The sequence below is a fragment of the Ruegeria marina genome (assembly GCF_900101475.1).
In the GTDB taxonomy this organism is placed as follows: domain Bacteria; phylum Pseudomonadota; class Alphaproteobacteria; order Rhodobacterales; family Rhodobacteraceae; genus Ruegeria_B; species Ruegeria_B marina.
Genome location: NZ_FMZV01000006.1, coordinates 221,869 through 232,633 on the forward strand (window position 1 = coordinate 221,869; position 10,765 = coordinate 232,633).

Genomic DNA, 10,765 nt, shown 5'->3' on the forward strand with positions numbered 1-10,765 from the left:
CGGGTTGGCGCATGGGGCGGGCGGAAGGCTTGTTCTGTTCCCGTTGTTCCGGTGGAAAGTGAGGGAGCCTCCGGCGGGAGTATTTTGAACCAGAAAGAAGCTGGATCGGTTCGGGCTTCTTTCTGGTTGGAAATACTCCGGGGGGTCTGGGGGGCTGGCCCCCCAGCTTTTGTCAACCGCGCGGGATGTTCAGGACGATGCAGGTGGTGGAGTCGGTCGCGTAGAGGCGGCCGTCTTCTATCCCCCGGATCTCGCCATGGGCGACGCCGGTGGAGCGGCCGACGTGATCGGCGATTCCGGTGCATTCCACTTCGGTCCCGATCGGGATCGCGCGGAGGATGTTTATCTTGTATTCCAGCGTCGTATAAGCCACGCCCTGCGGCACCATGGTCTGCACCGCGCAGGCCATGGCGCTGTCGAGCAGGGTGCCGTACCAGCCGCCATGCACCGCTCCGAGCGGGTTGCAGGCATCGAAGGTGGGGGTTCCGCGGAAGACGACGCGGCCTTCGGCGACCGCATGCAGATCGAAACCAAGCGTGCGGGCAATCGGGGCTGCGGGCAGGCGGCCGTCGAGCACGCCCCGCATGAAGTCGAGGCCTGACATATGCGCCATGTCGGCCGGTCCCAGCAGGTCTTCGGGGCCTTTGGCGAAAGTCATGGCGCGTTCCTCCTAGTCAGGGTCGGAGAAACGCTATCAGCGGATGCGGCGTGCTCAAGCGTTACGCGACGTTCTGGAGCGCCACCTTGGGTGTGACTCCCAGTGCGTGGCAGACATCGCGAGTAAGCTCGGGGCGGTTCAGCGTATAGAAATGCAGCTTGTCGACGCCGCCCTCGATCAGGTCCGAGCAAAGCTCGGTGCAGAGCGCAGTGGCCAGCAGATCCTCGCGTCCGTCGCGGGTGGCCTTGCCAAAGGCGTCCTCGACCCAGGCCGGGATGCGGGTGCCGCAGCGGCGGGCGAAGTTGCGCGCGCCCTTCCAGTTCTCGATCGGCAGGATGCCGGGGGTGATCTGCTTGTCGATGCCGGCCTTGGCACAGGCGTCGCGGAAGCGGAAGAAGGTTTCCGCTTCGAAGAAGAACTGGGTCAGTGCCTCGTCCGCCCCGGCGTCCAGCTTGGCCTTCAGCCAGTCGATGTCGGCCTGGGCGCTGGCGGCTTCGGGGTGGATGTCCGGGTAGGCGCCGACCCTGATGGTGAACCTGCCGGTGTCGGCCAGGGCCTGGATCAGCTCGACCGAATTGGAAAATCCGTCGGGATGAGGCTGGAAGCGGCCCTCGCCCTTGGGCGGGTCGCCGCGCAGGGCGACGATGTCGGTGACGCCGGCCAAAGCGAAACTCTCGGCGATGGCCAGCGTTTCCGCGCGGCTGGCCTGCACGCAGGTCAGGTGCGCCGCGACGTTGAGCCCCGAGGACTTGTGCAGTGTCGCCACCGCGTCGCGGGTCAACTCTCGGGTGGTGCCGCCCGCGCCGTAGGTGACCGACACGAAGCGGGGCGCCAGTGGAGACAGCACCTGGACGGTGTCCCAGAGCCGGAAGGAGGCTTCGAGGTTTTGCGGCGGAAAGAATTCAAATGAGATCTGGGGAGCGGTCATCGGGTGGCCTCGTCTGGCTGATTTGCCCTCTTGTCGCATTCGCAGCATTGTGAGACAACTTCATAATACTCAAGAACAACATGAGTGAAACTATAGAATGCATATCGAATTCCGGCATTTGCGGACCATCAAGGCGATTTACGAGTGTGGCGGGCTGGCGCGGGCGGCCGACCAGCTGAACATCACCCAGTCGGCTTTGAGCCATCAGATCAAGGGGTTGGAGGATCAGGCCGGTGTGGAACTGTTCGTGCGGCGGTCCAAGCCGATGAAACTGTCTGCGGCGGGAATGCGTCTGCTCAGGCTGGCCGAACAGATCCTGCCGCAGGTCGAGGCGATGCAGGCCGAGTTCTCGTCCCTGCGCGACGGACGTTCGGGGCGGATGCATATCGCCATCGAGTGTCATGCCTGTTTCGAGTGGCTGTTCCCGGTGCTGGAAGCGTTTCGCAAGAACTGGCCGGACGTGGACGTGGATATCCGCCCCGGGCTTGCCTTTGACGCGCTGCCCGCCTTGCAGAAGGAGGAGGTGGATCTTGTCGTGTCTTCGGACCCCGAGGACATCCCCGGTGTCGAATTCGTGGAGCTTTTCGATTATAATGCTGTGTTCGTTGCCGCCTCGACCCATCCGCTGGCGGAGAAACCCTGGATCGAGGCCGAGGATTTCCGGGGCGAGACGCTCATCACCTATCCGGTGGAACGGTCGCGGCTGGATGTGTTCAGCCAGTTGCTGATTCCGGCCAAGGTGGAACCCGCGCAGGTGCGGCAGGCGGAACTGACCGCGGTGATCCTGCTGCTGGTGGCGTCAAACCGGGGGGTATCGGTATTGCCGGACTGGGTGGTGCGCGAGGTGAAATACAGCTCGGACTACGTGACCCGGCCGCTGACCGAAACCGGTATCACCCGGCGACTTTACGCAGCGCTGCGCAGCGAGGACCTGGAAAAACCTTTCGTGCAGGAACTGGTTGCGTTGGCCCGGAGCGAGGCACGCAAGCTTCAGGGCATCTAGGCGCGCTCCCGGTGCCGACGGCCGGGGGTGTTCCACCCGGCCCTTTAGGCAGGTCCGGGCCTGTTCAGATCAGCTTGACGATCTGCTTGCCGGTATTGCCGCCCCTGAGCATGGCCATGAAGGCGGCGGGCGCGTTTTCCAGCCCTTCGGCCACGTCCTCTAGATAGCGGATTTCGCCGCTGGCGACCCTGGGCGCCACTTCGGACAGAAAGTCCGGATAGCGGTCGAAATGGTTCGAGATGATGAAGCCGTTCACCGACAGGAATTTCACCAGGATCGAGCGCCAGAGGGCAGGGGCGCTCAGACCCGGTTCCGAGGCGCCCGCTCCAAGACCGCCGGCATTGTACCAGCTGATCATGCCGCAGACCGGGATGCGGCCGAAATTGTTCATCAGCGGCAGCACGGCCTCCAGCACCTTGCCGCCGACATTCTCGAAATAGATGTCGATCCCGTCCGGACATTCGGCGGCCAGTGCCCGGCGCAGGTCGGCGGCAGTGTCGAAGGCGCGGTGATCGAGACAGGCGTCAAAACTGAAGGTCTCGGTGGCGATCCGGCACTTGTCGGCGCCACCCGCGATGCCCACGGTGCGCAGCCCCGCCAGGCGTGCGACCTGTCCCACCATCGAGCCCACCGGGCCGGTCGCGGCGGCCACCACAAGGGTTTCGCCGGGCTTGGGTTTGCCATGTTCCATCAGCCCGAACCAGCCGGTGAAGCCGGGCATGCCCAGCACGCCGAGCGCGGTGGTGATCGGCATCGCGCTGGGGTCGATCTTGCGCAACATCCGGGCGGGTTGCACCCCGTGCGTGGCCCAGCCGAACATGCCAAAGGCAAAGTCACCGGGGGCGAAAGCGGGATCGTTGGACGCGATCACCTCTCCCACGCCGCCCGCCTCCATGGTGCCGCCGATGGGCACCGGCGCGGCATAGGATTTGGCATCGTCCATCCTGCCCCTCATGTAGGGGTCGAGCGACATGTAGTGAACCCGCACCAGCACCTCTCCGGGGCCCGGGGAGGGCATGGGAGCTTCTTCATACGAGAAATTGGCCGTTTCGGGGGCGCCGGTCGGGCGGCTGGCCAGGGCGATGCGATACATCCTGTCTGTCATGGTTCGATCCTTCCTGTGACTGCCCCGAAGCTAGGCGCGACGGTGGCGATTGCAAAGAGCATCGCATGATGACGCCGCGCCATGCAGGCGTATGCGGGCGGCCATGCAAAACCTGCCCCTTGGCAAGGCCCGCCTGCGCGAGTATACGCGCGGCTTGACCGAACAGGAGCTCCCCCGATGATTGGCAGTGCGAACCTCAACATCATGATCAAGGCCGCCCGCAAGGCAGGCCGGTCGCTGGTGAAGGACTTCCGCGAGGTCGAGAACCTGCAGGTTTCGATGAAGGGCGCTGGCGATTTCGTGTCAAAGGCGGATATTGCTGCCGAGAAGATCCTCAAGGAAGAGCTGCGCACGGCGCGCCCCTCCTATGGCTGGCTGGCCGAGGAGGGCGGCGCGGAGGAGGGCGAGGATCCGACCCGGCGCTGGATCGTCGACCCGCTGGACGGCACCACCAACTTCCTGCACGGGCTGCCGCACTGGGCGATTTCCATCGCGCTGGAGCACAAGGGCAAGATCGTGGCCGGGGTGATCTATGACGCCGCCAAGGACGAGATGTTCTTTGCCGAAAAGGGCGAAGGCGCCTGGATGAACGACCAGCGCATCCGGGTCTCCGGGCGGCACCGCATGATCGAGTCGATCTTCGCCACCGGTGTGCCCTTCGGCGGACGCTCGGACCTGCCGGCCACGTTGCAGGACCTGGCCCGGCTGATGCCGGCCTGTGCCGGCGTGCGGCGCTGGGGATCGGCGGCGCTGGACATGGCCTATGTCGCCGCCGGACGCTACGAGGGGTTCTGGGAACGGCGCCTGAATGCCTGGGACCTGGCGGCGGGCATCATCATCATCAAGGAAGCCGGCGGCTTTGCCGAGGCCATCGACCCCGAGGCATCGATCCTCGAAACCGGCGAGGTCGTCTGCGGCAATGGTACGATCTTCGAGCACTTTGCCAAGGTGATCCGCGGCTGAGCCGCGCCAAAGATTTTTCGCCGAAAAATCTTGGTCTGCCCTGGCCTCCGGTCAGCGGCGCGGCACGCGGGGAATGCGCGAAGGCGACAGCCTGTAGCGCGCCTCGGCGTGCGGCGGGTGGCCGTGCGTTCGGTTCCAGAACGCAATTCCGCCCCGTTTCAGCCAGATCGGGACCGTCAACAGCAGCCCCACCACGAATCCGCCGGTATGCGCCCAATAGGCCACCCCGCCCATGTCCGGATCCGCACTCAGCCCGCCCAGGAATTGAAACCCCAGCCAGACTCCCAGCATGACAAAGGCGGGTATCGAGAAGATGCGGAAATAGACCAGCAGGATCAGCAGGATATCGACGCGGGCGCGGGGAAACAGCAGCAGGTAGCCGCCCATGACCCCGGCGATCGCACCGGAAGCGCCGATGGTCGGGACCATCGATCCCGGGGCTGTCACAACGTGGATCAGTCCGGCGCCGATACCGGAGGCGAGATAGAACAGCGCAAAGCCCAGGTGTCCCATCTCGTCTTCGAGATTGTCTCCGAATATCCACAGAAACAGCATGTTGCCCAGCAGGTGCATCCAACCGCCGTGCAGGAAGATCGACGTCAGCAATGTTTCCCACCCCGATCCGTCGCTGATGCGGGCGGGAATGATCGCGTAGTCGAAATAGAACCGGCTCAGCAGGCGCGGATCCTCCATGATGCCCAGATTGGCAAGGAATATCAGGATATTGGCCGCCAACAGCAGGTAGACGACATAGGGCGTTCGGCCCGAAGGGTTGTGGTCGCGGATCGGAAACATGGAGTGACGCTGAGGCCAAATACCCGTCCCGTCAATAGGTCGCGACAGCGCGCCGCGTCAGCGGCGCGCCCGGCCCAACTGCCGCGGATCGCAAGATCCGGCGGCAGGCGGGAGTGCCCGGTGCCTCAACCCATGCCGCCCAGGAGCGCGGCATTGCCGCCCGCGGCGGTTGTGTCGACGCAGACATGGCGCTCGGCCAGCACCCGCGCCCGGTCGGGCAGGCCGGGGAGCAGCGGCAGGATCGGGCCGGGCCGGCGCGACAGGGCCAGCTCATAGGCGCGCGCCGTCTCCTCATCGCCCCACCAGACCACGCCCGAGATGCCCTCGAGCATCTCCAGCGCCTCCGTCGCCAGCGCGCCGGTGGCGCGGATGGCGGTGCCCCCCAGAGCCTCGACCGCCTGCGCCTGCGCGACAACCGCCTCGGCTGTGGGTCCAAGACAGAGGAGCGGCGGCCGCGCCATCTCGCTCAGCCGGTTGGACTCGCCGGTCGGACCTGGCAGGCTGCGGGTCTGTACCGGGGCGGCTGTGCCGGTCGCGGCGGGCAGGGCGGTCATCGACGCGGCCCAGTCGCCTGTCGCCCGTTGCCGGTCGGGCGCACAGAACCGCGCCATGTAGTTCGGCCCGCCCGCCTTTGGCCCGGTGCCCGACAGGCCCTCGCCGCCAAAAGGCTGGCTGCCGACAATGGCGCCGATCTGGTTGCGGTTGACATAGATATTGCCCGCATGCACCGCCTCGGTCACATGCTGCACCCGGTCGTCGATCCGGGTTTGCAGGCCAAAGGTCAGACCATAGCCGGTGGCGTTGATCGCGCCGATCACCTGGTCCAGCTCATCCGAGCGGAAGGTGGCCACGTGCAGCACGGGGCCGAAGATCTCGCGCTCCAGCGCCCCGATGCCCGTGACCTTGATCAGGGTGGGGGCGACGAACGTGCCTTCGGGCGGCAGCGCCAGTTCCTTCAGCACCCGCCCCTCGGCGCGGGCGCGGGCCACATGTTCGGCGATGGTCTGGCGCGCGGCTTCGTCGATCACCGGGCCGCTGTCAGTGGACAGCACCCAGGGGTTGCCCAGGTTCAGCGCATCCATCGCGCCCTTGAGCATGGTCAGCACATCTTCGGCGATATCCTCTTGCAGGTAGAGGCAGCGCAGCGCCGAACAGCGCTGGCCCGCCGACTGGAACGCGCTTTCGATCACCGCCTGTACCGCCTGTTCCGGCAGTGCGGTGGAATCGACGATCATCGCGTTCAGCCCGCCGGTTTCCGCGATCAGCGGCGTGCCGGGGCGCATATGTGCGGCCATGGCGGCGCGGATCTTCTGCGCGGTCGCGGTCGAGCCGGTAAAGGCCACGCCCGAAACCCGCGGGTCCGAGGTGAGCGCCGCCCCCACTGCCGGGCCACCCGGCAAGAGTTGCAGCGCGTCGCGCGGCACCCCGGCCTCGTGCAGCAACTGCACTGCGCGATGCGCGATCAGCGGCGTCTGCGGCGCGGGCTTGGCCAGGACCGCGTTGCCGGTGGCCAGCGCCGCCGCGATCTGACCCGAGAAGATGGCCAGCGGAAAGTTCCACGGGCTGATGCAGACGAAGGTCCCCGCAGGCGCCGCTTCGGGTATGTTGGCGGCGTAGTAGCGCAGGAAATCCACCGCCTCGCGAAGCTCGGCCACTGCATCGGGCAGGGTCTTGCCCGCCTCACGGTGCAGCAGCGCGAAGATCTCGCCATAATGCGTCTCGTACAGATCGGCGGCGCGGTTCAACACGGCGGCGCGCTCGGCTGCCGGGGCTTGCCACGGCTGGGCGCTGGCCAGCGCCAGTTCGGTATCGGCGGCACTTGCGGCGGCCACGCTGCCGGGCACGTCATGCGGATCGGCGGGGTTGACCACGGGTTCCTCAGCCTCGGGCGCGGCCGCGTCGGACAACAGCGGCCCGGCCCGCCAGCGATGCGCGCGGAACGGCGCGCGCGCGGCGTCGATCGCATCCAGCGTCGGTTGATGGCCCAGGTCAAAGCCCATCGAGTTGGGGCGTTCCGGCGCGAACAGCTCCGGGCCGCGTTTGAGCGGCCTGGCCGGTTTCATCACCGTCTCGAACGGGTCGGCGGCCACCACCTCGGGGGCCACGTTCTCGTCCACGATCTGGTTGACGAAGGAACTGTTGGCCCCGTTCTCCAGAAGGCGGCGTACGAGATAGGCCAGAAGGTCGCGATGCGCCCCCACCGGCGCATAGATGCGGCAGCGGGTCTTGTTGGCGGTCAGAACCAGACTATGCAGCGTCTCGCCCATGCCGTGCAGGCGCTGGAACTCGAAGGGCTGGCCGTCCTGTGCCATGTGCAGGATGGCGGCGACGGTATGGGCGTTGTGGGTGGCGAACTGCGGATAGATCCGGTCGGTCATGCCCAGCAGTTTGCGCGCATTGGCGATATAGGACACGTCGGTCGTGGCCTTCTGGGTGAAGACCGGGAACCCGTCGACGCCTGCGACCTGCGCCCGCTTCACCTCGGTGTCCCAATAGGCGCCCTTGACCAGCCGCACCATCAGCTTGCGGTCGTGCCGCTGAGCCATGTCATACAACGTGTCGATCACCAGCCCGGCGCGCGGACCGTAAGCCTGAACCACGACGCCGAACCCGTCCCAGCCTTTCAGCGCCGGTTCCGCCATCACTGCCTCGATCACCTGGAGTGACAGCGCCAGCCGGTTGGCCTCTTCGGCATCGACGTTCAGCCCCATGCCAGCGGCCTTGGCCAATAGCGCCAGCGCCCGCAGACGCGGCACCAGCTCGTCCATCACGCGCGCCTCTTGCGCCAGCTCATAGCGCGGATGCAGCGCCGACAGCTTGACCGAGATGCCCGGATTGGCGCGGATGTCGCCATGGGTGCATGCCTCGGCAATCGCGGCGATGGCGCGCGAATAGCTCAGGTGATAGCGGGCGGCGTCGGCCTCGGTCCGGGCGGCCTCGCCCAGCATGTCATAGGAATAGGTGTAGCCCTTGGCCTCCATCGCCTGCGCGCGTTTCATCGCGGCCTGGATGGTCTCGCCCAGCACGAACTGGCGGCCCATCTCCTTCATCGCACGGGACACGGCGGTGCGGATCACCGGCTCGCCCAGCCGCTTGATGGCGCCCCGCAGCGCGCCCACCGGGGATGTCTTGCGCTCGTCCAGCACCTTGCCGGTCAGCATCAACGCCCATGTCGAGGCATTGACCAGCGAGGACGAGGAATGGCCCAGATGCTTGCCCCAGTCCGAGGGCGCGATCTTGTCCTCGATCAGCGCGTCGATCGTGTCGGCGTCCGGCACCCGCAGCAGCGCCTCGGCCAGGCACATCAGGGCGATGCCTTCGTCCGTGGAGAGACCATATTCGGCAAGGAAAACTTCCATCATGCCGGGCGCGGTGCTGGAGCGGATGTCGCGCACCAGCCTGGCGGCGGCGGCGCAGATCGCGGCACGGTCCTGCGCGTTCAGCGCGGCCTGCGCGATGAGCGTGTCGAGCAGCGGCGCCTGGTCGGCATAGGTATGGGCGTCGATATGGGTGCGCAGGGCGTGTGTCATGATCTCTCCGGTCGTTTGGAGCATGATACACCTGATTTGGAGGTTCATTCGCCTGAATTTTGTGGTATAATAACCAAATTGACCGAAAATGGGTGCGTTAGCGATGCGAACGGACTTTCCAGATATTGATCGGCAGGACCGGGCGATTCTGGCGGAACTCGCCGCCGATGGACGGATGTCGGTGGCGGATCTTGCCCGGCGCATAGGTTTGTCGAAATCCCCGACCCAGGCGCGCGTCAAGCGGCTCGAGGCCGAGGGGATCATCACCGGCTATCGGGCGCTGGTCGATCCGATCAGGATGGGGCTGGATCATGTGGCCTTTGTCGAGGTGCGGCTTAGCGATACCCGGGAAAAGGCGCTGGCAGAGTTCAATGCTGCTGTCCGCAGGATCGCCGAGGTGGAACAGGCCCACATGATCGCGTCGAATTTCGACTACCTGCTCAAGGTGCGGACCCGGTCGATGAACGAGTATCGGGCGGTGCTGGCCGAGCGGATCTCGGCGCTGCCGCATGTGGCCAGCACCTCGACCTTTGTCGCGATGGAAGCGGTGAAGGAGCCGGGACTTCTGGGCGGGCTCGAAACTGTGACTTGACGCAGAGCAGGTTTGCGCCAGCATTGTTCCATGAAAAACGCGCTCCTTGCCTTGCTGCTCCCGCTGTCGCCGGGCCTGCTCTGGGCCTCGGAATGCCCCGAGGCGCCCGATCATTCGGCCCAGATCAACCGCCTGATAGCCGAGATCAGGGTGGCCCCGAACGAAGGGCAGGCGCGAGAACTTTCCAGCCGGATGTGGGAATTCTGGGCTGATGCGCCCGACGAGCAGGCGCAGGCGATCCTCGATCGCGGCATGTCGCGGCGGTCGTCCTGGGACCTGCTGGGCGCGCTTGACGATTTCAACCGGCTGGTGGCCTATTGCCCTGACTATGCCGAAGGCTATAACCAGCGCGCCTTTGTCAATTACCTGCGGCAGGATTTTGCGGCTGCGCTGGTCGATCTCGACCGCGCACTGGAATTGTCGCCCACTCATGTCGCGGCGATGAGCGGGCGGGCGCTGTCGCTGCTGGGACTCAGCCGCATAGACGAGGCGCGGGAGGAACTTCAGCAGGCACTGGAGCTCAATCCATGGTTGCCGGAACGGGGGCTGGTCGCGCCGGGCGGTCCGCTGGAACCGAAGGGCAAGGACATCTGAAAGATCGTGCCGGCGCATGAGCCATGCACCAAAAAAAGTCCGGCTCCAGCCGGTGTCACATTGAGCATCCGCGAATATCTGGTTACAGGGGCGTTGTGCCGGTTGGGGCCGGTTCGTGTCGCGCCGCTTGTACGGATGCCGTGTCGACCTTGTGCCAATGCAGGCGCAGGGGAGAGGTCTTGGCTGCAAATCCGCTGGCGGCAATCCTGCGTCCGCCCCTTCGGTCGCGCGCTGTGCGGGCGTGGTGGAATGGTAGACACATGGCACTTAAAATGCCTGGGCCGAAAGGCCGTGCCGGTTCAAATCCGGCCGCCCGTACCAAAACCCGGAGAGAATTCTCTTGGGCTCTCGCGATCCCGTACAGTTTACCGGGCCGGTTTCGAAACCCGCATCCTGTGGCTGATCCGTGCCCGGGCGCATAATGCTGACGTCGTTGGAGTTTTTCGAAGAGCAGAGGCGTTGTTGCATAAATCAGCCAAGGGGCGGACTTCCCCTTTCCCCGGACGGATTTACTCTACGGGCACGGTGACGGGTATGCCAAGCGCGGTGTAGCCGTTCAGCACGGCGATGCGGACCTGCAATTCCGCGACCTGGCGA

At 65.6% G+C, this 10,765-nt stretch carries 9 protein-coding genes and 1 tRNA gene; 5 read left to right on the top strand and 5 right to left on the bottom strand.

Annotated features, from left to right (window positions below; genetic code table 11):
- Positions 1–172: 172 nt before the first annotated feature.
- Positions 173–658 (bottom strand): PaaI family thioesterase, encoded by a 486-nt coding sequence (locus BLT75_RS11115; RefSeq protein ID WP_093031087.1) that lies wholly within the window; start codon positions 656–658, stop codon positions 173–175.
- Between the two features lie 61 nt (positions 659–719).
- A complete protein-coding gene (gene metF, locus BLT75_RS11120) occupies positions 720–1,586 on the bottom strand; it encodes a methylenetetrahydrofolate reductase [NAD(P)H] (RefSeq protein ID WP_093031090.1) in 867 nt (288 codons plus the stop codon).
- Positions 1,587–1,683: 97 nt separating this feature from the next.
- On the opposite strand from metF, the gene BLT75_RS11125 reads away from it, so the two are divergent.
- Positions 1,684–2,589: a LysR family transcriptional regulator gene (locus BLT75_RS11125; RefSeq protein WP_093031093.1), complete on the top strand. Its 906-nt coding sequence runs from the start codon at positions 1,684–1,686 to the stop codon at positions 2,587–2,589.
- A 64-nt stretch (positions 2,590–2,653) separates the two neighbouring features.
- On the opposite strand, the gene BLT75_RS11130 is transcribed toward BLT75_RS11125, so the two are convergent.
- On the bottom strand, positions 2,654–3,694 hold the full coding sequence (locus BLT75_RS11130) for an NADP-dependent oxidoreductase (protein ID WP_093031096.1): 1,041 nt from the start codon (positions 3,692–3,694) through the stop codon (positions 2,654–2,656).
- A 177-nt stretch (positions 3,695–3,871) separates the two neighbouring features.
- Between BLT75_RS11130 and BLT75_RS11135 the strand changes: the two genes are divergently transcribed.
- Positions 3,872–4,657 carry an inositol monophosphatase family protein gene (locus tag BLT75_RS11135; protein ID WP_093031099.1) on the top strand — a complete coding sequence of 262 codons (786 nt, stop codon included), beginning with the start codon at positions 3,872–3,874 and terminating at the stop codon, positions 4,655–4,657.
- 51 nt (positions 4,658–4,708) lie between these two features.
- Here the strand turns inward: BLT75_RS11135 and BLT75_RS11140 are convergent, their stop codons facing one another.
- Together BLT75_RS11140 and putA are read right to left on the bottom strand one after the other, a co-directional pair.
- Positions 4,709–5,452 (bottom strand): rhomboid family intramembrane serine protease, encoded by a 744-nt coding sequence (locus tag BLT75_RS11140; RefSeq protein ID WP_093031101.1) that lies wholly within the window; start codon positions 5,450–5,452, stop codon positions 4,709–4,711.
- 125 nt (positions 5,453–5,577) lie between these two features.
- Positions 5,578–8,982: a bifunctional proline dehydrogenase/L-glutamate gamma-semialdehyde dehydrogenase PutA gene (gene putA / locus BLT75_RS11145; RefSeq protein ID WP_093031190.1), complete on the bottom strand. Its 3,405-nt coding sequence runs from the start codon at positions 8,980–8,982 to the stop codon at positions 5,578–5,580.
- 103 nt (positions 8,983–9,085) lie between these two features.
- On the opposite strand from putA, the gene BLT75_RS11150 reads away from it, so the two are divergent.
- From BLT75_RS11150 to BLT75_RS11160, 3 genes are all read left to right on the top strand, one after another.
- Positions 9,086–9,574, top strand: a complete 489-nt coding sequence (locus BLT75_RS11150) for an Lrp/AsnC family transcriptional regulator (protein WP_093031104.1) — start codon at positions 9,086–9,088, stop codon at positions 9,572–9,574.
- Positions 9,575–9,604: 30 nt separating this feature from the next.
- A complete protein-coding gene (locus BLT75_RS11155; protein WP_143028546.1) occupies positions 9,605–10,168 on the top strand; it encodes a tetratricopeptide repeat protein in 564 nt (187 codons plus the stop codon).
- A 235-nt stretch (positions 10,169–10,403) separates the two neighbouring features.
- Positions 10,404–10,489, top strand: a tRNA-Leu gene (locus tag BLT75_RS11160).
- Positions 10,490–10,765 lie beyond the last annotated feature (276 nt).

Coding starts and splice junctions, on each gene's coding strand:
- BLT75_RS11135 (WP_093031099.1), top strand. CDS start 3,872: ATGATTGGCAGTGCGAACCTCAACATCATGATCAAGGCCGCCCGCAAG.
- BLT75_RS11130 (WP_093031096.1), bottom strand. CDS start 3,694: ATGACAGACAGGATGTATCGCATCGCCCTGGCCAGCCGCCCGACCGGC.
- BLT75_RS11140 (WP_093031101.1), bottom strand. CDS start 5,452: ATGTTTCCGATCCGCGACCACAACCCTTCGGGCCGAACGCCCTATGTC.
- BLT75_RS11115 (WP_093031087.1), bottom strand. CDS start 658: ATGACTTTCGCCAAAGGCCCCGAAGACCTGCTGGGACCGGCCGACATG.
- BLT75_RS11125 (WP_093031093.1), top strand. CDS start 1,684: ATGCATATCGAATTCCGGCATTTGCGGACCATCAAGGCGATTTACGAG.
- putA (WP_093031190.1), bottom strand. CDS start 8,982: ATGACACACGCCCTGCGCACCCATATCGACGCCCATACCTATGCCGAC.
- BLT75_RS11150 (WP_093031104.1), top strand. CDS start 9,086: ATGCGAACGGACTTTCCAGATATTGATCGGCAGGACCGGGCGATTCTG.
- BLT75_RS11155 (WP_143028546.1), top strand. CDS start 9,605: ATGAAAAACGCGCTCCTTGCCTTGCTGCTCCCGCTGTCGCCGGGCCTG.
- metF (WP_093031090.1), bottom strand. CDS start 1,586: ATGACCGCTCCCCAGATCTCATTTGAATTCTTTCCGCCGCAAAACCTC.